Below are 21,746 nucleotides of genomic sequence, written 5' to 3' on the forward strand. Positions count from 1 at the left end.
TAGCCAGCGGCGGCGCCCACCGCGAGCCGGCCCCCATCCCCGCCTTCCCCCTCAGGGGGAAGGAGCAAATCCCCACCGCCGCCCCACCGGCGCTTTTCATCCCACACTATCACCATGCGCTTTGAACGCCACGGCCTGCTGGCATTGCTCCTCGTCGTCGCCGTCTGGGGCACGACTTTCCCGGCCATGAAGCTGCTGTCCGCGCAGCTCGATGCCCTGCAAATCATCTGGGCGCGCTTTGCCATCGCGCTGCTGGTGCTGGCGCCCCTGTGGCGTGGCCTGACCGCGCCCGAGCGCCGCTGGGGCTTGCTGCTGGGCGCGCTGCTGTTTGTCGCCTTCTGGCTGCAGGTGGAAGGCTTGGCGCGCACCAGCAGCAACCGCAATGCCTTCGTCACCGGCCTGAACGTGCTGGTCGTGCCGCTGCTGGCCATGACGGTGCTGGGCCGGCGCTATGGCCTGGCCTTGTGGGCGGCGTGCGCCATGGCGCTGGCCGGCATGGTGCTGATGTTCCACGAGGACGAGCCGTGGAACCTGGGCGATACGCTGACGCTGGCCAGCACGCTGTTCTATGCCCTCTACATCCTGGTGCTGGAGGAGTGCGCGCGCCGCACCGCCGCCGCACCGCTGCGCGCCACACGGCTGGCGGCCATGCAGGCGCTGGTCATGTTCGTGGCCGCTGGCGCCCTGCTGCTGGCGCGCCACGGCGGCATGGCCGGCACCTGGGCCAGCATCGGCGACCTGCCCGGGCCGGCGCTGGCGGCGCTGATCTACCTGGGCGTGGTCGCCAGCGTGGTCGTGGTGACCCTGCAGGCCTGGGGCCAGCAGCGCGTGGACGCCATGCGCAGCGCCATCATCTTCGGCCTGGAGCCGGTGTTTGCCGCGCTCACGGCCTGGGTGTTGATTGGCGAGACGCTGGGCGCCAGCGGCCTGGCCGGCGCGGCGCTGATCGTGGCGGCGCTGATCGTGAGCCAGGTGCAGCCGGCACGGGTGCCGGCGCGGCAGGAAGTGCAGCCCACCAGCCCCTGAAGGCCAGGCGCACCCTGCCGGCTGCCGAGGCGGCGCCCGGCAGCACCGGCGCGGCCCTGCTACGCTTTGCGCCCGTCGGCCCGGCCGCCCTGTCCTCCCCCACTGCGCCCATCATGCTCATCGTTCACCATCTCGAAACTTCGCGCTCGCAGCGCATCCTGTGGCTGCTCGAAGAGCTGGCCGTGCCGTATGACATCCGCCGCTACCCGCGCGATCCGAAGAGCCGGCTGGCACCGGCGGCGCTGAAGAAAATCCATCCCCTGGGCAAGTCGCCCGTGGTGGAGGATGGCGAGACCGTGGTGGCCGAGTCGGGCGCCATCATCGAATACTTGGTCGAGCGCTTTGGCGCGCAGGCCCCCGCCGAACTGGCCCACCTGGAGCCAGCACGCGGCACGCCCGAGCATCGCCAGTGCCGCTTCTGGATGCACTACGCCGAGGGGTCGCTGATGAACTGGCTGGTGATGCAGCTGGTGTTCGACACCATCCCGCGCCAGCCCATGCCGTTCTTCGTGCGCCCGATTGCCCGCGCCCTGTGCGCCAAGGTGCAGCAAACCCTCATCCAGCCCAACGTGCAGACCGCGCTGGCCTTCATGGAGGCGCATCTGGCGCGGCATCTGTGGTTTGCCGGCGAGCACATCACCATGGCCGACTTCCAGATGAGCTTTGCCGTCGAAGCCGCCTTGGCGCGTGGCGGCGGCCAGGATGCCTGGCCGCACCTGCGCGCCTATCGCCAGCGCATGGAGGCCAGGGCGGCCTACCAGCGCGCCCTGGACAAGGGCGGGCCGGTGCTGATGTCGGCCTGAAAATCAGAATAAAAACGGCTCAAACCCTTGTCCAGCAAGCGATATTAGCTATTATAAAAATAGCAATATAAATGTCTGATGCGGAGAAGCCGGCGCGTATGCCCTACGGCACCACCGTCGGCGCCAGCTCCACCTCCTCGGCCCGGCGCGGCGTGCCGATGGGCGGGCCGCCCTGGCCCTTGCTCACGGCGGCGATGTCTTCCTCGCTCGGGTACTGGCCCAGCAGCCAGTAGTCGAACACCCGGCGCACGATGGGCGCGGCGGCGGCGGCGCCAAAGCCGGCGTTCTCGACAATGATGGCCACCGCCACCTTGGGGTCTTCCACCGGCGCGAAGGCGGCGAACAGCGAGTGGTCGCGCTGGTGCTCGGCCAGCAGCCGGGCGTTGTACTTCGTGCCCTGCGCCCAGGCCACGGCCTGCGCCGTGCCGGTCTTGCCCGCCGACGAGTACGGCGCGCCGGCAAACACGCGCCGGCCCGTGCCGGCCTCGTTCACCGCGCGCAGGGCATTCCTGATGACTTCGACATGGCGCGGCTTGAAGCCCAGCGATTCACCCGGCGGCTGCTCGACTTCGGTGGTGATGCCGGTGACCTGATCGCGCACGGCCTTGATCAGGTGCGGGCGATGCCGCGTGCCGCCGTTGGCCAGCGTCGCCTCGGCCACGGCCAGTTGCAGCATGGTGAAGTTGTTGTAGCCCTGGCCGATGCCCAGCGACACCGTCTCGCCCGAGTACCAGCGCTTGGCCTCGGCTCGCTTGTAGGCGTTTCGCTTCCACTCCTGGCTGGGCAGCACGCCGCGCACCTCGCCGCCCAGGTCGATGCCGGTGATCTGGCCAAAGCCCAGCGGCGCCATGAAGTCGTGGATCATGTCCACGCCCATCTCCACGGCCAGCGAATAGAAGTAGGTGTTGCTGGAAAACTGGATGGCGCGGTGCATGTCCACGCCGCCCAGGCCGCCCTCGTGGCTGCGGAACGTCCGTCCGCCGTAGTTGTAGAAGCCCGGGTCGCTGACCACCACGCTGGCCGCGCGCTTGCCGGTCTCCAGCGCCGCCAGCGCCATGAAGGGCTTGTAGGTCGAGCCGGGCGGGTAGGTGCCGCGCAGGGCGCGGTTCAGCAGCGGCTTGTTGATGGACTCGTTGAGCGCCTGCCAGTTTTCCTGGTCGATGCCTTCGACGAACAAATTAGGGTCGAAGGTCGGCTTGGACACCAGCGCCAGCACCTCGCCATTCCTCGGGTCGAGCGCCACCAGCGCGCCCCGGCGCTCGCCAAACAGGTCTTCCACCATCTTCTGCAGCCGGATGTCCAGCGACAGCATCACGGTGTTGCCGGGCGTGGCCGGGTGGCTTTCCAGCCGGCGCACGGCGTAGCCGCCGGCGGACGTTTCCAGCAGTTCCACGCCGGTGTGGCCGTGCAGCGTTTCTTCAAAACTCTGCTCCACGCCCAGCTTGCCGATGTAGTCCGTGCCACGGTAGTTGGCCGCGTTCTCGGAGTCCTCGATACGCTCTTTCTCGCGCTGGTTGATGCGCCCGATGTAGCCGATGGCATGGCTGGCCACCTCGCCGAACGGGTAGGTGCGAAACAGCCGCGCCTTGATCTCCACGCCCGGAAAGCGCCAGCGCTGGGCGGCAAAGCGCGCCACCTCCTCGTCCGACAGGCGCGTGCGGATCGGCAGCGAGTCGAAGCGCCGCGACTCGTCCATCAGCCGCTTGAAGCGCCGGCGGTCGCGCTGCTGGATGTCCACGATCTCGGCCAGCGCGTTGATGGTGGCCTCCAGATCCATTGAGCGCGAGGGCGTGATCTCCAGCGTGTAGGCCGAGTAGTTGGTGGCCAGCACCACGCCGTTGCGATCCAGGATCTGGCCCCGGTTGGGCACGATGGGCACGACTGCCGTGCGGTTGTTCTCGGCCTGGTCGGCCAGACCTTCGTGGCGCACGACCTGCAGCACGTACAGGCGCGCGGCGATCAGGCCGAAGGCGGCCAGCACCACCAGCGCCACCACCACCACGCGCAGGCGAAAGCGCCACGCTTCGGCCTGGGCATTGCGCAGTTCCGTCATCGAGCCTCGTCCCTCACAGCGGGCGGTTGTCGTCCTGATCGGGCGGGCGGCGCTGCGGCGCCAGCAGCACCCAGCTGGCCAGCGGCCACAGCAGCGTCTCCAGCAGCGGGGCCAGCAGCACCGTCCAGTCCGGCACGATGCCGCCGGCGGCCACGCGCAGCAGCACCTGCAGGGCGTGCGCCAGCACGAACAGCGGCGCCAGCTGCAGCGCCTGCATCAGCGTGCCGAACCACAGCAGCCGCCGCGCCGCCGCCTGCACGCCGAACACCGCCAGCGCATAGACGATGGCGTGCTGGCCCAGCAGTGCCGATTGCTGCACATCGATCACCAGGCCCAGCGCAAAGGCCACGCCCAGGCCCAGGCGCTGGGGCTGCTGCAGGCTCCAGAAGACCAGCAGCAGCAGCACCCAGTCGGGCGTCCACAGCACGCGCCCCAGGGGCAGCATGGTCAGCACCAAGGCAATGAGCAGGCTGAACGCAATGAAGGCCGGGCGCACTGGCATCAACAGCGGCTGGCCGCGCGGCATGATCATCGGCGTCCTCCTGCTGCTGCCCCGGCGGCCTCGGCAGCCGGGGTGGATTTGATGCGTTTTCTCTGCGGCGAGGCTTCCGGCTGAGGCAGCTCGGGCAGCGCCTGCGCCACCGGCGTCAGCACCATGACATGGCGCGCACCATGTACCTGGGCCAGCGGCTGGCAGTAGATGCGGGCAAAGGTGGAGTCGGCGCGCCGCTCGACGCGCACCACGCGCGCCACCGGCAGGCCGGGCGGATAGACGCCATCGATGCCGCTGGTGGACAGCAGGTCGCCCTCCTGCACGTCGGTGTTGCCCGGGGTGAAGCGCAGCTCCATGCCGCCGCCCTGCATGGCGGCCGGGTCGCCATAGGCGACGCTGCGCGCGCCGGTGCGCACGTTGAGCACGGGAATGACCTGGTCGCGGTCGATCAGCAGGGTGACTTCGCTCAGGCCGGCATGGACGCGCGTGACCTGGCCGAGCACGCCGTGCGCGTCCAGCACCGGCGAGCCGGGCTCGACGCCGGCCAGCTGGCCCTGGTCGATCATGACGCGGCGGGTATAGGGGTCGGGCGTGTCGTAGAGCACCTGCGCCGGGCGCGCCGGGGTCGTGAGGCGCTCGCGCAGGCCCAGCAGTTCGCGCAACTGGGCGTTCTCGCGCAGCAACTGCTCGTTCTGGCTGGCGCGCAGCGTCATCTGCGCCATGGCCTCGCGCGCCTGCTCCAGTTCGTGGCGGGCAGCATCGAGCTGCTGGACGTAATCCGCACCCTGGCTGGCCAGTTGCACCGGCTGCAGGGCCAGCCATTGCAGCGGATAGAGCGCTGCGGCCACGACGTTGCGCAGCGGCTCGGTGATGCGAAAGCGTGCGTCGGCCACCATCAGGAACAGCGCCAGCGCCAGATACAGCAGCAACTGCGCGCGTGGCGATGGCCTCTGACGGAACATCGAGGGAGCGGCGCGTTCAAGCGTTCCCGGTGGCATGGCTCAGGGTCAATGGGGCGCACCTGTCGCGCCAGGGCTGCGCGGACAGGCCAGAGGCACGACGCGCTGGGGTGGACGGGCGGGCAGCGCGCCGGCCTCAGTCGCTGGTGAAGATGCTGCCCTGGCGCTCCATGCGCTCCAGCGCCATGCCGCAGCCGCGCACCACGCAGGTCAGGGGCTCCTCGGCCACCAGCACGGGCAGGCCGGTCTCCTCGGCCAGCAGGCGATCGAGGTCGCGCAAGAGCGCGCCTCCGCCGGTGAGCATCATGCCGCGCTCGGCGATGTCGGCGCCGAGTTCCGGCGGCGTCTGCTCCAGGGCGTTCTTGACGGCGCTGACGATCTGGTTGAGCGGCTCGGTGAGCGCTTCCAGCACTTCGTTGCTGGAGATGGTGAAGCTGCGCGGCACGCCCTCGGAGAGGTTTCTGCCGCGCACCTCCAGCTCCTTGACCTCGCTGCCCGGGAAGGCCGAGCCGATGTGCTTCTTGATCAGCTCCGCCGTGGGCTCGCCGATCAACATGCCGTAGTTGCGCCGGATGTAGTTGATGATGGACTCGTCGAACTTGTCGCCGCCCACGCGCACGCTGCCCTTGTAGACCATGCCGCCCAGCGAGATCACGCCGACTTCCGTCGTGCCGCCGCCGATGTCCACGACCATGGAGCCGGAGGCCTCGGACACCGGCAGGCCGGCGCCGATGCCGGCGGCCATGGGCTCCTCGATCAGATAGACGGCGGTGGCACCGGCGGCCTCGGCCGCGTCCTTGATGGCGCGCCGCTCGACCTGGGTGGAGCCGCAGGGCACGCAGATGATGATGCGCGGGCTGGGGGTCAGCACCGAGCGCGGATGCACCATCTTGATGAACTGCTTGATCATCTGCTCGGTGATGACGAAGTCGGCGATCACGCCGTCCTTCATCGGGCGGATGGCCTCGATGTTGCCCGGCACCTTGCCGAGCATGGCCTTGGCCTCGGAGCCAACGGCCTGGATGACCTTCTTGCCGTGCGGGCCGCCTTCGTGGCGGATGGCGACCACGGAGGGTTCGTCCAGCACGATCCCCTTGTCGCGCGCAAAAATCAGGGTGTTGGCGGTGCCAAGGTCGATGGCCAGGTCGGTGGAGAGGTACCGACGCAATGATCCGAACATTCAGGAATCCTCATGCGGCACGACATGCGCGTCGGCTTGCCGTCGCCGTCAAAATCTCAAGGGGTAGCAGGGGGAAGGCGCTTTTTTCGCACGATCACCGATGAGGCGGGAAGGCGTTGCGGCAAAGGCTGGATAATAACGCATCCCCTGTGAATAACTTTCACCGGCTGGCCGCCCGAGCGTCGAATTTACATCCGGTTGCCGCCGCCCCTATCTATGGCACTGACCCCCCAGGACATCAGCCGCATCGCCCATCTGGCCCGGCTGGAGCTCACGCCCGCAGAGGGTGAGCGAATGCTCTCCACCATCAACGACTTCTTCGCCATCGTCGCGCGGATGCAGGCGGTGGACACCACCGGCGTGGAGCCGCTGGCCCATCCGCTGGCCGCCGTGCAGCCGGTGCAGCTGCGCCTGCACGACGACGTGGCCAGCGAGCCCGACCGCCGTGCGCAATGCCAGGCCAACGCGCCCGCCGTCGAGCGCGGCCTGTTCCTGGTGCCCCGGGTCATCGAGTGAACGAAGCACAGCGACAACGACAAGCGAGCATGAGCATGGACTCCAAGAACACCGCATGGCACGACATGGGCGTGGTGGCGCTGGCGGCGCAGCTGCACAACCGCCAGGTCAGCGCCGTGGAGCTGGCGCAGCATTTTCTGGCCCGCATCCGCCAGCGCCAGGACTTGGCCGCCTTCCTGGCCATCGACGAGGAGGTGACGCTGGCGCAGTCACGCGCGCAGGACAAGGCCCTGGCCGCCGGCAAGGCCGGCCCGCTGGCGGGCGTGCCGATCGCGCACAAGGACGTGTTCGTCACGCAGGACTTCCCGACCAGCGCCGCCAGCCAGATGCTGGCCGGCTACCGCTCGCCCTTTGACGCCACCATCGTTGCCAACCTGGCGGCGGCGGGCAGCGTCAGCTTGGGCAAACTCAGCTGCGACGAATTCGCCATGGGCAGCGCCAACGAAAGCGCCGCCGTGCCCGCCATCGGCCTGGACGCGCCCCAGCCGGTGCGCAACCCCTGGGACACGGCGCGCGTGCCCGGCGGCTCCTCGGGCGGCAGCGCCGCCGCCGTGGCCGCCGGCCTGGCGCCGGGCGCCACGGCCAGCGACACGGGCGGCTCCATCCGCCAGCCGGCTGCGCTGTGCGGCATCACCGGCATCAAGCCGACCTATGGCCGCGCCAGCCGCTTTGGCATGATCGCCTACGCCTCCAGCCTGGATCAGGCCGGCGTCATGGCGCGCTCGGCCGCCGACTGCGCGTTGCTGCTGTCGTGCCTGTGCGGCCCGGACGTGGAGCGCGACTCGACCAGCCTGGACATGCCGGCAGAGGATTTCACGCGCGCGCTCTCGGGCAGCATCGAGTGCCTGCGCATCGGCGTGCCGCGCGAGTTCTTCGCCGACGGCCTGGCGCCGGACGTGCGCGCCGCCATCGAGGCAGCGCTCAAGGAATACGAAAAGCTCGGCGCCAGGCTGGTGGACATCTCGCTGCCGCGCACCGACCTGGCCGTGCCGGTGTACTACATCATCAGCCCGGCCGAGGCCAGCTCCAACCTGGCGCGGCTCGACGGCGTGCGCTACGGCCACCGCGCCAGGGATTACACCGACCTGCTGGACATGTACAAGAAGTCGCGCTCCGAGGCCTTCGGCGAGGAGGTCAAGCGGCGCATCATGATCGGCACCTATGTGCTGTCCGAGGGCTACTACGACGCCTACTACCTGCAGGCCCAGCGCCTGCGCCGCATGATCGCCGACGACCTGCAGCAGGCCTTCACGCAGTGCGACGTGATTGCCGGCCCGGTCTCGCCCAGCGTGGCCTGGCCGATCGGCGCCAAGACCGACCCGCTGGCCACGTATCTGGCCGACATCTACACCCTGCCCGCGTCGCTGGCCGGCCTGCCGGCCATGAGCCTGCCGGCGGGCTTTGGCGCGCACGGCCTGCCCGTGGGCCTGCAGCTGATCGGCAACCACTTCGGCGAGGCACGCCTGCTCAATGTGGCGCACCGCCTGCAGCAGGCCACCGACTTCCATCTGCGCCGCCCGGCCACTGCCTGAACCCGAGACACCTGCCCGCTTGCCATGACAGCCAAACTCATCCAGGGCTACGAGGTCGTGATCGGCTTCGAGACGCACGCCCAGCTGGCCACCGCCAGCAAGATCTTCAGCCGCGCCAGCACCGCCTTCGGCGCACCGCCCAACACCCAGGCCAGCGCCATCGACCTGGCCCTGCCCGGCACGCTGCCGGTCATGAACAAGAAAGCCGTGGAGTACGCCATCAGGCTCGGCCTGGCGCTGGGCTCGGACATTGCCCACGAGAGCATCTTCGCGCGCAAGAACTACTTCTACCCCGACCTGCCGCACGGCTACCAGATCAGCCAGTTCGACAAGCCCGTGGTGGCCGGCGGCGAGGTGTCGTTCTACCTGGAGGGCGAAAAGAAGACTGTGCGCCTGGTGCGCGCCCACCTGGAGGCCGACGCCGGCAAGTCGCTGCACGAGGACTTCATCGGCATGAGCGGCATCGACCTGAACCGCGCCGGCACGGCGCTGCTAGAGATCGTGACCGAGCCGGACATGCGCTCGACCGAGGAGGCCGTGGCCTATGCACGCGAGCTGCACAAGCTGGTGACCTGGATCGGCATCTGCGACGGCAACATGCAGGAAGGCAGTTTCCGCTGCGACGCCAACGTCTCGGTGCGCAAACCCGGCCAACCGCTGGGCACGCGCCGCGAGATCAAGAACCTGAACTCGTTCAAGTCCATGCAGCAGGCCATCGACTACGAGATCCGCTGGCAGATCGAGCAGATCGAGGACGGGCACCAGATCGTGCAGGCCACCGTGCTGTTCGACCCCGACAGCGGCGAGACGCGCGCCATGCGTACCAAGGAAGACGCGGCTGACTACCGCTACTTCCCCGACCCCGATCTGCCGCCGCTGGTCATTGCACCCGAGTGGATCGAGCAGGTGCGCGCCCGGATGCCCGAGCTGCCGCGCGCCATGGCGGCGCGCTTCGTGCAGCAGTACGGCCTGCCCGAGTACGACGCCACCACGCTCACGCAAAGCCAGGCCATGGCGGCCTACTTCGAGGACGTGGCGCGCGCCTGCGGCCAGCCCAAGCTGGCCAGCAACTGGGTCATGGGCGAGATCTCGCGCCGGCTGAACGCTGAGGAGATCGGCATGGAGGCGGCCAAGGTCAGCAGCGCCCAGCTCGCCGCGCTGATAGCGCGCATCCACGACGGCACCATCAGCAACAACGCCGCGCGCCAGGTGTTCGATGCCCTTTGGGCCGGCGAGGGCCAGGAGGTCGATGTGCTGATCGAGGCCAAGGGCCTGCGCCAGATGCAGGATACCGGCGCGCTGGAGGCCATCGTCGATGAGGTCATCGCCGCCAACCCGGGCAATGTCGAGCAGTACCGCGCCGGCAAGGACAAGGCCTTCAACGCCTTGGTCGGCCAGGTCATGAAGGCCAGCAAGGGCAAGGCCAATCCGCAGCAGGTCAATGCCCTGCTCAAGAGCCGGCTGGATTGATTTTCAATGAAATCAGCCGCAAACCCAAGCCAGGCAAGCGCTGACAGCTATCAAAATTGAAGGCCTCTGCGGAGACCTTCGCCGTGTCTGCGGCAGTGTCCTCAGGGCTGCTGGCGCTCGCCCCCGCCGCCACTACCGCCACCCCCAGGGGCCGTCCATTTTTCCGCAGCCGCGCGCTGCGCTGCCCACAGCTGGCGCAGCTGCACCAGCTCGGCGTCGAAGCGCTGGCCGATGCGGCGCTTCTCCTGCTCCTGCGCGGCAATGAAGCGCTGCTGCTCGCGCACCGCCTCGTCGTTCTCGTGCAGCTGGCGCTGCAGCGTGACCGGCGCCTTGCTCGCGTCGCCCTGGTAGAACTCCAGCTCGGTATTGAGGCGCTTGCGCTCGGCGCCGACATCGACGATGCGCTGGCGCGCCACGGCAATCACCTCATCGACCTGCGCCAGCGCATTGGCGCGCTCGGCCTGGTGCGTGGCCTCGTCGGGGTAGCGGGCCGTCAGGGCGCGCTCGCGCCGGCGCTCCTCGGCGACGCGGGCGCGCTCGTGCGCCTCGCGGCGGCGCTGCGCCTCCTGCTCGGCGCGCTCCAGCTCGGACAGCGCCGGGCCGATGCGCCGGCGCTCGGTGCCCGTGCCATCGAGCACGCGCTGCTCGCGATCGAGGCACTCGGGTATCGGGCGGTCGGAGGTCAGCCGCCGGCCACTGGCGTCGATGCAGGTATAGACCTCGCGCGCTGCCCGGCTGTCCTGGGCCTGGACAGCGGCGGGGACAGCGGCAGCGGCCAGCAGGGCCAGCGCGGCAGTGGCGCCGGCCAGACGGTGAAGACGATGCAGCGTTGCGCTCAACAAGCCAGCTCCTGTTCACGAAGGCCGACTGCGGCCGGTTTCACGTCTTGCGCCGCAGCGCTGCTGGCCCGGGACTCGGGTTCAGCTCATCGCAGTGCGTCCTCGACGCCATAGCGCTGGCGGTAGGCCAGCACACGCTCGCGGTGCGCGTGCATCTGCGCATCGCCACCGCTGGCCGAAAGATATAGCAACAAGTCTGCCAGCGTGGCAATGGCGCAGACCTGCAGGCCCAGCACGTCGCGCACGTACTGCACGGCGCTGTGCTCGACATCGCGCCCATCCTCGGTGGCCTTTTCCTGGCGATCCAGTGCGATGGCCATGGCGTGCGGCACGGCGCCGGCGGCGCGGATCAGCGCGATCGACTCGCGCGCTGCCGTGCCGGCGCTCATCACGTCGTCGATGATCAGCACGCGCCCGGCTAGCGGCGCGCCGACCAGGCTGCCGCCCTCGCCGTGATCCTTGGCCTCCTTGCGGTTGTAGGCAAAGGGCACATTGCGGCCCAGCCGCGCCAGCTCCACGGCCACGCTGGCAGCCAGCGGGATGCCCTTGTAGGCCGGGCCGAAGACCATGTCGAACTCGATGCCGCTGGCCAGCAGGGCCTGTGCATAGAATTGCGCCAGGCGCCCCAGCCGGGCGCCGTCGTCAAACAGCCCGGCATTGAAGAAGTACGGGCTCAGGCGTCCGGCCTTGGTTTTGAATTCGCCAAAGCGCAGCACGCCGCAATCGACGGCAAAGCGCACGAAGTCCTGCGCCAGGGCTGCCGCCTGCGCTGCCGCCTCCTGTGTTTTCCCCTGCCCGCCCGTGGTGGCGGCGTCCTGATTCAGCATGGATCCATCCCTGTTCAAACTCACCAGCCTCAACCTCAACGGCATTCGCTCCGCGACCTCCAAGGGCCTGGAAGCCTGGCTGGGCCAGCAGCGCCCGGATTGTATTTGCGTGCAGGAACTCAAGGCCCAGGCGCCCGATGTGGCCGGGCGCTTCGAGCAACTCGCCGGCCTCGCCGGGCACTTCCACTTTGCCGCCAAGAAGGGCTATTCGGGCGTCGGCATCTACAGCCGGCACGAGCCCAGCGACGTGCGCGTGGGCTACGGCTGCAGCGAGTTCGACCCCGAGGGGCGCTATGTCGAGCTGCGCTTCGACACGCCGGCGCGCCGGCTGTCCATCATCAGCGCCTACTTTCCCAGCGGCTCGTCGGGCGAGGAGCGCCAGCAGGCGAAATGGCGCTTTCTGGCCGGCATCCACCCGCACCTGATGGCGCTCAAGGCCGAGCGCGAGTTCATCCTGTGCGGCGACATCAACATCGCCCACCGCCAGGCCGACCTGAAGAACTGGCGCAGCAACCAGAAAAACAGCGGCTTCCTGCCCGAGGAGCGCGAATGGATGACAAAACTGTTGCACCCGACGGAAAGCACGGGCGGCCTGGTGGACGTGTACCGTCATCTGCAGCCCCACACCACCGATGAGTGCTACACCTGGTGGAGCAATCGTGGCCAGGCCTACGCCAACAACGTCGGCTGGCGGCTGGACTACCACCTGGCCACGCCGGCGCTGGCACAGCTGGCGCGCAGCGAGCACATCTACCGCAGCGAGAAGTTCAGCGACCACGCGCCCATCACCGTGGGCTATGATTTTTCACTATTAAAACAATAGCTATCAGCGCTTGCTGCAGGCCGCTTTCGAGCACTTTTTACTCATAAACCACGACCATGCTGCACTACCAGACCATCCCCGTGACACCCTTCCAGCAGAACTGCTCGCTGGTCTGGTGCGACCAGACCCTGGAGGCCGCCGTGATTGATCCGGGCGGCGACCTGGATCGGCTGCTGGCCGCCGTCGAGCAACGCGGCCTGCAGCTCAAGGCCATCTGGCTGACGCACGCCCACATCGACCACGCCGGCGGTGCTGGCGAGCTGGCCGAGCGGCTGGCGCTGCCCATCATCGGCCCGCACGAAGGCGACCAGTTCTGGATCGACGGCCTGCCACAGCAAAGCGCCATGTTCGGCTTCGCCCCGGCCAGGCCCTTTGCGCCCACGCGCTGGCTGCACGATGGCGACACGGTGAGCATCGGCCAGGAAACCCTGAACGTGCGCCACACGCCCGGCCACACGCCCGGCCATGTGGTGTTCCACGCGCCTCAACTGAAGCGCGCCTTCGTCGGCGACGTGCTGTTTGCCGGCAGCATTGGCCGCACGGACTTTCCGCAGGGCAACCACCAGCAGCTGATCGACAGCATCACGCAGCGCCTGTGGCCCATGGGCGACGACACGGTCTTCATCCCCGGCCACGGCCCGGAGAGCACCTTCGGCGCCGAGCGGCGCAGCAATCCCTTCGTCGGCGGCACCTGAGCCGGCACCTGAGCCGGGCGGCCAGCAGCAGGGGCCGGACAGGGGCAGGTCAGCGCCCCAGCTCCTTGGCGCTGACGCCGGCGATGCCCCAGTTCTCCTTGGGCACGTCGTGGATCCAGACGCGGACGTTGGCCTGCGGTGCGCCCACGGCGTCCACCAGGGCCTGGGTGACTTTCTCGATCACGGCTTTCTTTTGCTCTTCGGTGCGGCCTTCGAGCAGGTAGATCTGGGCAAAAGGCATGTTGGTCGGCTCCTGGATGGGGTGGTCAGTCGAGGCGCAGCCCGAGGCCGCGAATCAGCGGGCTCCAGCGCTCGTTCTCGGCGCGGATGAACTGGGCGAACTGCTGCGGCGTGTTGCTGCGCAGGTTGGCGTGGATGGACTGGAAGGCGGCCTGCACCTCGGGCGTCTGCGCCCCGGCTGCCCAGGCCTGCGCCAGTTGCTCGACCAGCGGCGCCGGCATGGCGGCCGGCGCCACCAGCCCGAACCAGTTCTCCACGACGAAGCCGGCATAGCCGGACTCGGCCACCGTGGGCACGTCGGGCAGCGCCGGCGAGCGCTGCTCCGAGGTCAGGGCAATGGCGCGCAGCTTGCCGGCCTTGATGTGCTGGAAGGTGGTCACCAGCGAGCTTTCCATGCTCATCATGACGTTGCCGGCAATCAGGTCGGGCACGATCTGGCTGGAGCCCTTGTAGGGCACGTGGGTCAGCTCGATCTGGGCGCGCTTTTGCAGCAGCTCGGCGGCCAGGTGGTTGCCCGTGCCGACGCCGGAGGTGGCATACAGCAGCTTGCCCGGGTTGGCCTTGGCGTAGGCGATCAGGCCGGCCAGGTCGGTGAACGGGGCGCGCGGGTTGGCGACGATGACGTTGGGCGTGGTGCCGACCAGCGAGATGGCCTGCAAGTCCTTCTCGACATTGAAGGGCAGCTTGGCATAGAGATAGGGCGAGATCGCCAGGCTGCTGATGGCCGAGATGCCGATGGTGTAGCCGTCCGGCGCGGCCTTGGCCACGGTGTCGGTGCCGATGTTGCCGCCGGCGCCGGCCTTGTTCTCGACCACAAACTGCTGGCCCAGCCGCTCGCCCATGGCCTTGGCCGCCGTGCGGCCCATGATGTCGGTCGGCCCGCCGGGCGGGAAGGGCACGATCAGGCGCACCGGCTTGGCCGGATAGGCGGCCTGCGCCCAGGCCGGGGTGGTGGCGCTGGCGGCCAGGGCGGCGGTGGCCGCCAGGAAGTCACGTCTTTGCATGGAGAAGTCTCGCGTCGCGGAGGGTGGTCGATGGGGTTGGAGCAGCGCGGCTGGCGACACGCTCAGGCAAAGCGCAGCGACACGCTGCCCATGCCCTGCACGCGCAGGGTGACGCTGTCGCCGGCGGCCACGGCCACGGCCTCGGTCACGCCGCCCGACAGGATCAGGCTGCCAGCGGGGATTTCCTGGCCGCGCCGGCCCAGGTGGTTGGCCAGCGCCGCCACGGCTGCCGCCGGGTGGCCCAGCACGGCAGCGCCGGCGCCCAGGGCGACGGGCGCGCCGTTCTTCTCCAGCACCAGGCCGACGGTGCGCAGATCGACGGCATCCGGGCGCTGCGGCTGGCCGCCGACCACGAAGCGCGCCGCCGAGGTGTTGTCGGCCACCACGCTCTTGAGGTCGAACTTAAAGTCGCGGTAGCGGCTGTCGATGACTTCGATGCCGGGCATCACGAAATCGGTTGCCGCCAGTACCGTGCCGATGTGGCAGCCCGGGCCCTTGAGCGCGGTCTTGAGCACGAAGGCGATCTCCGGCTCGACCTTGGGGTGGATCAGCTCGCGCGTGGCCACTTCGCTGCCCTCGGCGACGCTGTAGTCATCGACCAGGAAGCCGAAGACCGGGTCGGTCACGCCCATCTGGCGCATCTTGGCGTGCGAGGTCAGCCCGGCCTTGAGGCCGACGACGCGCGCGCCGCGCGCCAGCTTGCGCTGCAAGATGGTGTCCTGGATGGCGTAGGCATCGTCCCAGTCCATGTCCGGGTGGTCGTCGGTGATCTTGGGGGTGTCGCGCACCTGCAGCTGGCAGTTCTCCAGGTGCTCGGCAAGCTGGGCGATGGTGGCAGGGGACAAGGCCATGGTGGGTACTCCAGGAATCAAGGGAAAGAGACAGAAAAGACAAAAAGACGAAAAAGACAGGGACGGCCACCGTGCGGGCTAGCCCCGGCCCAGGCGCAATGCCGGCTTCGGAGACAAGGGCGAAGAGGACGAGGCGGACGAGGCGGACGGGGCCGGCGAAGGGGTGGCGCCAGCCGGCGGCGCCACGGTGGCCGCCACGGCCAGGCTGCGCTGGCCGGTCAGCGCCTCCAGCGTTTCCTTGACGCGGTCGTAGGCCGGGCGCACCTGCGCCGGCACCAGGCGGCGGATCTCGTCGAAGTTTTCCTGGCGCGCCAGCTCCAGCACCTGGGCGCGCACGCGGCGGTAATGCTGCAGGGCATCGGTAAAGGCCTGGGCGCCGGGCTGCGCACCCAGGCGCGGCGCACCGGCCCAGGCCTGGTCGAGCAGGGCGTCCAGCTCGGCGATGCGCGCCACCACGGCCTCGACCTCGCGCCAGGCGTCGGAATTCATGATCAGGATGTTGCAGGCACGCATTTCCTCCACGCAGTCGCCCATGACGACGCCGGCCTGGCGCCGGGGCTGCAGCGCCGCCGTCTCGCGCTTGAGCTGGCCGACCATGGCCTGCACCACGCGCACCTGGGTGTTGCTCTTGCCGACCCACTCGACCGCCTCCTGCGCCGCCTGCGCCAGCGTGCCGGTCTGCTGGTGCAGGCGCTGGCCCCAGTCGGTCTGCGCCTGCACGGCCTGCGCCATGGCATCGGTGGCCGCCAGCGCCCGACCCGAGCGCGCGCGGATGTCGGCCAGCGCGCTGCTGGACTGCTGGGTACGCGCCACGCCGCTGTCCATGCCCTGCAGCACGGTCTGCAGGAACTGGTCAGCCTCGCGCGTGCTGGTGGTGATGCCGGCGACCATCTGCTGAATCTGCTGCGTGGCCTCGCTGGTACGCGCGGCGAGTTTGCGCACCTCGTCGGCCACCACGGCAAAACCGCGCCCCTGCTCGCCGGCACGCGCCGCCTCGACGGCGGCGTTGAGCGACAGCAGGTGCGTCTGCATGGCGACGTTCCTGATCATGGCCAGGATGCCCTCGATGGAGCTGGTGTGCTGGCGCACCTCGTCAAAGCGCGCATCCAGGCCGTGCGCCGAACTGCCCAGCGCGGTGATCTGCTCGGCGGTCTCGCGCAGCAGGCGATCGCCCTCGGTGGCCAGCTCGTGCATGGACTGCACCTCGCTGCGCGAGACCTCGGCCGAGGTCACCACGGTGTCCACGCTGTCCGACAGGCCTTGCACCGCCTGGCGCAGCGCCTGCAGACTGGCCGACTGGGCGCGCGAAAAGCTCACCACCCGGGTGAAGGACGACAACATGCTGGCGTTGTTGACGATGACGTCCAGGGCGTGCCGATCGACCTGCGCCAGCGCCGCCGCGCGCGATGAGCCACGGCGCCGGCGCGCGCGCCACAGCTGGAGCTGCCACAGCAGCGCCGCCAGCCCCACGCCGACCAGCAGGCCCAGGGCGAAGCAGGCGGCCTGGCTCCAGTCCGCCATCAGCCCAGCCCCTGCGGCAACCGGGTGGTCACCGGGATGAAGGACGAGCGGGCGTTGTCCACCACCTCCAGCGTCCAGCGGCCCTGTGCATCGCGCTGCCACAGCCCGCCGACGGCCGGCACCGAGCACACGTTCAGGCTGGGGAAGCGCCCGCTGAAGTTCAACGGCCCCAGCACCGTCTTGGCCTTGATGCGGCGCAGCGTCTGCACCAGCGCCTGGCGGCTCAGGGTGGGCGTCTCCTGCACCAGCTGCACGGCCAGATCGACCAGCGCGTGCGAGAAGCCCAAGGTCTGCACCCAGGGGCGCTTGGTGCGGCTTTCGTACTCCTGCACCACCTGCGCCGCCGAGGCATCCGTCCAGCCCGAGCGAAACGGCCAGGCCGGCGACCACCAGACCTCGTTGGCCAGCGCCATGCCGCTGCCCTGCAGCTCGGCCACGGTCTCGGGGAAGGGGAAGGCCTTGGCGATCGAGGCCATGCGCGGCTGGTAGCCGACCTTGCGCGCTGCGGCGAAGAACTCCAGCGCCACCGGCGGCGGCAGCACGCCGGTGACCATCTGCACGCCGGCGTCGCGCAGCCGGGTGGCGATGCCGGTGTAGTCGGGCGCGGCCATCTGCAGGCGGCCCGGATCGACCAGGCGCAGGCCCTCCTGCGCCATGGCCTGCGGCATGACGCTCAGAAAGGCCTCGCCGTCGATGTCGTCAGGCCACAGGCCGCCGACCAGCTCGCCCAGCCTGGCGCGGGCAAACAGGCTGCTGTAGATGCTGGCGAAGTCCTCCAGCCCGACAAAGAAATGGTATGTCCACTGGAAGCCCCGGTTGCGCTCGCCCTTGCGGCCATAGAACCAGGCCTGCCAGGGCACCACCGTGGTCACGCAGGGCAGGCCCACGGCCTCGCACACGTCCGACACCGGGTTGCAGACCTCGGGCGTGGCGCTGGCCAGCACCAGATGCGCGCCCTGGTCGGCAGCGGCGCGGGCGGCAGCCGCCGCCTGGGTGGGCGTGGAGCCGGCGTCGTGCAGCTCCAGCAGCACCGGGCGCTGGCCCAGGCTGCGCGTCGGGATGCCGGCGGCCAGGCGCTCGGCGAACAACTGGTGGACGTAGGTGTTGGTCACCCCGAATGCGGCCAGCGCCCCGGTGGTGGGCGAGATCAAGGCCACGCGCACCGGCTCGCTCTGAGCCTGCTGCTGGGCCAGCGCCGGCCCCGAGCCACCGGCGCTGGCCAGGGTCAGCCCGGCTGCCAGCAGCTCGCGGCGTCTCATGCCGCCACCTTGATTCCGCGCTCGCGCGCCATGGTCAGGGCCGTGTCCTCGATCATGTCCTCCTGCCCGCCGACCATGCCCCGGCGGCCGAGTTCGACCAGCAGGTCGCGCGCGGCGATGCCGTATTTCTTCTCGGCGCGCTTGGCAAACAGCAAAAAGCTGCCATACACGCCGGCGTAGCCCAGCGTCAGCGCGTCGCGGTCGATGCGGATGGGGAAGTCCATCAGCGGCACCACCAAGTCTTCGGCCACGTCCTGGATCTTCCACACGTCCACGCCGGTGGCTATGCCCATGCGGTCGAGCACCGCCACCAGCACCTCCATGGGCGTGTTGCCCGCACCCGCGCCCAGGCCGGCTGCGGCGGCGTCGATGCGGTTGGCGCCGGCCTGGATGGCGGCAATGGAGTTGGCCACGCCCATGGCCAGGTTGTGGTGGCCGTGAAAGCCCAGCTCGGTCTCGGGCTTCAAGGCCTGGCGCACGGCGGTGATGCGCTCGGTCACATGCTCGGGCAGCATGTAGCCGGCCGAGTCGGTCACGTAGATGCAGTTGGCGCCGTAGCCCTCCATCAGCCTGGCCTGCTTGACCAGGCCGGCGGCGTCGTTCATGTGCGCCATCATCAGAAAGCCCACGGTGTCCATGCCCAGCTTGCGCGCTTGTGTGATGTGCTGCTCGGACACGTCGCCCTCGGTGCAGTGCGTGGCCACGCGGATGGTATGCACGCCCAGCTCGTGCGCCATCTTCAGGTGATCGACGGTGCCGATGCCCGGCAGCAGCAGCGCCGAGACCTTGGCCTGCTTCATCAGCGGCACGACGGTGGACAGGTATTCCTCGTCGCTGTGCGCCGGAAAGCCATAGTTGACCGAGGCGCCGCCCAGGCCGTCGCCGTGGGTGACTTCGATCAGCGGGACGCCGGCATCATCCAGGCCCTGGGCGACGGTGCGCATCTGCTCCAGCGTCATCAGGTGGCGCTTGGGGTGCATCCCATCGCGCAGGGTCATGTCGTGCAGGGTGATCTTTTGCGTGCTCATGGGGTGTCCTTGTGACCGGTTCAGGCGGCTTGCAGGCTCAGGGTGCCGGCCAGCATCTCCTGGGCAAACATCTCGGCAGTGCGGGCGGCGGCGGCCGTCATGATGTCCAGGTTGCCGGCGTACTTGGGCAGGTAGTCGCCCAGGCCCTCGACCTCCAGGAAGACGGTCACGCGCTGGCCGTCGAACACCGGGCCGTTGACCAGCTTGTAGCCCGGCACGTACTTTTGCACCTCGGCCATCATGTCGTGGATGCTTTGCGTGATGGCCGCCTGATCGGGTTCGCCCTCGACCAGGCAGTGCACGGTGTCGCGCATGATCAGCGGCGGCTCGGCCGGGTTGATGACGATGATGGCCTTGCCCTTCTTGGCCCCGCCCACGCGCTCGATGGCGCCCGCCGTGGTGCGGGTGAACTCGTCGATGTTCTTCCTCGTGCCCGGGCCGGCCGATTTGCTGGACACGGTGGCGACGATCTCGGCGTAGCCCACCGGCTGCACCCGGCTCACCGCAGCCACCATGGGGATGGTGGCCTGACCGCCGCAGGTGACCATGTTGACGTTCATCTCGGCGCGGCCCACGTGCTCCTTGAGGTTCACCGGCGGCACGCAGTACGGGCCGATGGCTGCGGGCGTCAGGTCAATCATCATCGCCCCCTGCTCGTTGACCTTGCGCGAGTTCTCGGCGTGGACGTAGGCGCTGGTGGCATCAAAAACGATTTGCACGCCGTCCGCCTTGATGTGCGGCACCAGGCCATCGACGCCCTCGGCCGTGGTCTTGATGCCCATCTCGCGGGCGCGCTTCAAGCCGTCGGACTCGGGGTCGATGCCGACCATCCACACCGGCTCCAGCACCGGGCTGCGCTGCAGCTTGGCCAGCAGGTCGGTGCCAATGTTGCCCGGGCCGATCAGGGCGCATTTGATCTTCTTGCTCATGGGGTGGATCTCCTCAGATGAAGCGCACCGAGCAGCCGCCGATGCCGCCAATGGTCACGCGCAGGTTGTCGCCGGCCTGCACCGGCACCATGATGGCCAGCGAGCCCGACAGAATCACTTCGCCCGCCTCCAGGGCGATGCCCAGGCGGCCCAGGGTGTTGGCCAGCCAGGCCACGGCATTGGCCGGGTGGCCCAGGGCCGCGGCGCCGGCGCCGGTGGCGACGATCTCGCCGTTTTTTTCCAGCACCATGCCGCAGGTGGCCAGATCGACATCGCGCGGATCGACCAGCCGGTCGCCCAGCACGAAGACGCCGCACGAGGCGTTGTCGGCCACCGTGTCCTGGATCTTGATCTTCCAGTCCTGGATGCGCGAATCGACGATCTCAAAGCACGCCATGACGCCCTCGGTCGCGGCCAGCACGTCGGCGGCGGTGACGCCTGGGCCTTTGAGGGTCTTTTTCAGCACGAAGGCGATCTCGCCCTCGGCCTTGGGCTGGATCAGCGAGTCGGCAGCAATCGCCTCGCCCTCGTTGAAGACCATGCCGTCGGTCAGCCAGCCGAAATCGGGCTGGAACACGCCCAGCATGTCCATGACGGCTTTGCTGGTCACGCCGATCTTCTTGCCGACCACGCGTTCGCCGGCGGCCAAGCGGCGCGCCAGCATCTTTTGCTGGATGGCGTAGGCGTCCTCGATGGTGATGTCCGGGTGGCGCTCGGTCAGCGGCGCGAGCGTCCTGCGCTCGGTCAGGGCGCCGTAGAGTTCGGCGCCCAGCTTGTCGTGCAATTCAGTGTCCATGGGTCTTGTTGGCAGGGGATGCTGTGGGAATGAGGGGGTGGGGCTCTTGAGGATCGGCCTCGGCCAGGAAGTCGCCCACCAGGCGGGCGAAGCGCGCGGCGTGCTCGATCTGCGTCCAGTGCCCGCACTGGCCATAGACGTGTAGCTGCACGCGCGGCAGCAGCTCGGTCAGGCGGTAGGCGTTGGCCAGCGGGATCACGCGATCCTCGCGGCCATGCACCACCAGCGTCTCGTGCGGGATACGGCGGATGTCGGCCTCGGGGCTGGCCAGCGCATCCACCCAGCGCTGGCGCGGCGCCGGGAACATGGCGGCAAACGACTCCTGAAAGCCGGGCCGGATGCTGGCCTCGTAGCGCAGCCGGGCCAGCTCGTCGGTCACGCGCGAGCGGTCGAAGGCGAAGATGTCCAGCAGCGCGCGCATGGCGGCCAGCGACGGCTCATAGCCCCAGACCGCATCCAGCCCCGGCGTGAGCTCGAAGGGCACGCCGACACTGCCCATCAGCACCAGCCGGCGCACGCGCTCGGGGTGGCGAATGGCCAGCGCCAGCGCCAGGCCGCCGCCGAAGGAGTTGCCGACCAGGTCGGCGCGCGCTATGCCCAGCGCGTCCAGCAGGCCCACGGCCTGGCGCACCCAGGCGTCCATGCCGTAGGCAAACCCTGCGGGGCGCTCGCTGTAGCCAAAGCCCGCCATGTCCGGCGCGATCACGCGCGCACGCTCGGCCAGCGGCGCCATGAGCAGCCGCCAGTTGGCCCAGGCCGACACACCCGGGCCGGAGCCGTGGATCAGCAGCACCGGCGCACCGCTGCCCAGGTCGTGGTAGTTGGTGCGGATGCCGGCAGCAGTGATGCTGCGCGCCACTTCGGGGTTGTCGGAGACTGGGGACATGGCTAGATTTGCTTCC

General features: G+C 69.1%; 22 protein-coding genes. 7 read left to right on the forward strand and 15 right to left on the reverse strand.

Annotation, left to right across the window (positions count from 1 at the left end; all coding sequences use genetic code 11):
- Positions 1-114 precede the first annotated feature (114 nt).
- Positions 115-1,026 carry a DMT family transporter gene (locus IDM45_RS12870; protein ID WP_209423200.1) on the forward strand — a complete coding sequence of 304 codons (912 nt, stop codon included), beginning with the start codon at positions 115-117 and terminating at the stop codon, positions 1,024-1,026.
- A gap of 113 nt (positions 1,027-1,139) precedes the next feature.
- Positions 1,140-1,829 (forward strand): glutathione S-transferase family protein, encoded by a 690-nt coding sequence (locus IDM45_RS12875; RefSeq protein WP_209423201.1) that lies wholly within the window; start codon positions 1,140-1,142, stop codon positions 1,827-1,829.
- Positions 1,830-1,932: 103 nt separating this feature from the next.
- On the opposite strand, the gene mrdA is transcribed toward IDM45_RS12875, so the two are convergent.
- The 4 genes from mrdA to IDM45_RS12895 form a co-directional block, all read right to left on the reverse strand.
- The gene (gene mrdA, locus IDM45_RS12880; RefSeq protein ID WP_209423202.1) at positions 1,933-3,882 is read right to left on the reverse strand and encodes a penicillin-binding protein 2; all 1,950 of its coding nucleotides are present in this window, start codon (positions 3,880-3,882) and stop codon (positions 1,933-1,935) included.
- A gap of 13 nt (positions 3,883-3,895) precedes the next feature.
- Entirely contained in the window at positions 3,896-4,414 is a 519-nt protein-coding gene (gene mreD / locus IDM45_RS12885) for a rod shape-determining protein MreD (protein ID WP_209423203.1), read from the reverse strand.
- Complete coding sequence (gene mreC / locus IDM45_RS12890; protein ID WP_209423204.1) at positions 4,411-5,373, reverse strand: rod shape-determining protein MreC; 963 nt, start codon at positions 5,371-5,373, stop codon at positions 4,411-4,413. The genes mreD and mreC overlap by 4 nt, the downstream gene beginning before the upstream one ends.
- 97 nt (positions 5,374-5,470) lie before the next feature.
- Positions 5,471-6,514, reverse strand: coding sequence for a rod shape-determining protein (locus IDM45_RS12895; RefSeq protein ID WP_209423205.1), 1,044 nt, complete (start codon positions 6,512-6,514; stop codon positions 5,471-5,473).
- Between the two features lie 216 nt (positions 6,515-6,730).
- Between IDM45_RS12895 and gatC the strand changes: the two genes are divergently transcribed.
- The 3 genes from gatC to gatB are packed head-to-tail and all read left to right on the forward strand — an operon-like array spanning position 6,731 to position 10,032.
- The gene (gene gatC / locus IDM45_RS12900; protein ID WP_209423206.1) at positions 6,731-7,030 is read left to right on the forward strand and encodes an Asp-tRNA(Asn)/Glu-tRNA(Gln) amidotransferase subunit GatC; all 300 of its coding nucleotides are present in this window, start codon (positions 6,731-6,733) and stop codon (positions 7,028-7,030) included.
- 35 nt (positions 7,031-7,065) lie between these two features.
- The gene (gatA, locus tag IDM45_RS12905; RefSeq protein WP_209424116.1) at positions 7,066-8,562 is read left to right on the forward strand and encodes an Asp-tRNA(Asn)/Glu-tRNA(Gln) amidotransferase subunit GatA; all 1,497 of its coding nucleotides are present in this window, start codon (positions 7,066-7,068) and stop codon (positions 8,560-8,562) included.
- A gap of 24 nt (positions 8,563-8,586) precedes the next feature.
- Positions 8,587-10,032: an Asp-tRNA(Asn)/Glu-tRNA(Gln) amidotransferase subunit GatB gene (gene gatB / locus IDM45_RS12910; RefSeq protein WP_209423207.1), complete on the forward strand. Its 1,446-nt coding sequence runs from the start codon at positions 8,587-8,589 to the stop codon at positions 10,030-10,032.
- A 101-nt stretch (positions 10,033-10,133) separates the two neighbouring features.
- Here the strand turns inward: gatB and IDM45_RS12915 are convergent, their stop codons facing one another.
- A complete protein-coding gene (locus tag IDM45_RS12915; protein ID WP_408631663.1) occupies positions 10,134-10,874 on the reverse strand; it encodes a DUF4124 domain-containing protein in 741 nt (246 codons plus the stop codon).
- Positions 10,875-10,957: 83 nt separating this feature from the next.
- Complete coding sequence (gene pyrE, locus IDM45_RS12920; RefSeq protein WP_209423208.1) at positions 10,958-11,698, reverse strand: orotate phosphoribosyltransferase; 741 nt, start codon at positions 11,696-11,698, stop codon at positions 10,958-10,960.
- Between the two features lie 10 nt (positions 11,699-11,708).
- Between pyrE and IDM45_RS12925 the strand changes: the two genes are divergently transcribed.
- Together IDM45_RS12925 and IDM45_RS12930 are read left to right on the forward strand one after the other, a co-directional pair.
- Positions 11,709-12,521, forward strand: a complete 813-nt coding sequence (locus IDM45_RS12925) for an exodeoxyribonuclease III (protein ID WP_209424118.1) — start codon at positions 11,709-11,711, stop codon at positions 12,519-12,521.
- Between the two features lie 56 nt (positions 12,522-12,577).
- Entirely contained in the window at positions 12,578-13,216 is a 639-nt protein-coding gene (locus IDM45_RS12930) for an MBL fold metallo-hydrolase (protein WP_209423209.1), read from the forward strand.
- 49 nt (positions 13,217-13,265) lie between these two features.
- On the opposite strand, the gene IDM45_RS12935 is transcribed toward IDM45_RS12930, so the two are convergent.
- The 9 genes from IDM45_RS12935 to IDM45_RS12975 all read right to left on the reverse strand — a co-directional run bounded on the left by IDM45_RS12935 (position 13,266) and on the right by IDM45_RS12975 (position 21,730).
- A complete protein-coding gene (locus IDM45_RS12935; protein WP_325169008.1) occupies positions 13,266-13,475 on the reverse strand; it encodes a 2-hydroxymuconate tautomerase in 210 nt (69 codons plus the stop codon).
- Between the two features lie 7 nt (positions 13,476-13,482).
- On the reverse strand, positions 13,483-14,460 hold the full coding sequence (locus tag IDM45_RS12940; RefSeq protein ID WP_209423211.1) for a Bug family tripartite tricarboxylate transporter substrate binding protein: 978 nt from the start codon (positions 14,458-14,460) through the stop codon (positions 13,483-13,485).
- A gap of 62 nt (positions 14,461-14,522) precedes the next feature.
- Entirely contained in the window at positions 14,523-15,311 is a 789-nt protein-coding gene (gene dmpH, locus IDM45_RS12945; protein ID WP_209423212.1) for a 2-oxo-3-hexenedioate decarboxylase, read from the reverse strand.
- A 78-nt stretch (positions 15,312-15,389) separates the two neighbouring features.
- Complete coding sequence (locus IDM45_RS18135; RefSeq protein WP_209423213.1) at positions 15,390-16,832, reverse strand: methyl-accepting chemotaxis protein; 1,443 nt, start codon at positions 16,830-16,832, stop codon at positions 15,390-15,392.
- Entirely contained in the window at positions 16,832-18,091 is a 1,260-nt protein-coding gene (locus IDM45_RS12955) for an ABC transporter substrate-binding protein (RefSeq protein WP_209423214.1), read from the reverse strand. The genes IDM45_RS18135 and IDM45_RS12955 overlap by 1 nt, the downstream gene beginning before the upstream one ends.
- A complete protein-coding gene (gene dmpG, locus IDM45_RS12960; protein WP_209423215.1) occupies positions 18,088-19,119 on the reverse strand; it encodes a 4-hydroxy-2-oxovalerate aldolase in 1,032 nt (343 codons plus the stop codon). The genes IDM45_RS12955 and dmpG overlap by 4 nt, the downstream gene beginning before the upstream one ends.
- A gap of 20 nt (positions 19,120-19,139) precedes the next feature.
- Positions 19,140-20,048, reverse strand: coding sequence for an acetaldehyde dehydrogenase (acetylating) (locus tag IDM45_RS12965; protein ID WP_209423216.1), 909 nt, complete (start codon positions 20,046-20,048; stop codon positions 19,140-19,142).
- A gap of 13 nt (positions 20,049-20,061) precedes the next feature.
- Positions 20,062-20,844 carry a 2-oxopent-4-enoate hydratase gene (gene dmpE / locus IDM45_RS12970; protein ID WP_209423217.1) on the reverse strand — a complete coding sequence of 261 codons (783 nt, stop codon included), beginning with the start codon at positions 20,842-20,844 and terminating at the stop codon, positions 20,062-20,064.
- On the reverse strand, positions 20,834-21,730 hold the full coding sequence (locus tag IDM45_RS12975) for an alpha/beta fold hydrolase (RefSeq protein ID WP_209423218.1): 897 nt from the start codon (positions 21,728-21,730) through the stop codon (positions 20,834-20,836). The genes dmpE and IDM45_RS12975 overlap by 11 nt, the downstream gene beginning before the upstream one ends.
- Positions 21,731-21,746 lie beyond the last annotated feature (16 nt).

This window comes from Melaminivora jejuensis (assembly GCF_017811175.1).
Lineage (GTDB): Bacteria > Pseudomonadota > Gammaproteobacteria > Burkholderiales > Burkholderiaceae_C > Melaminivora > Melaminivora jejuensis.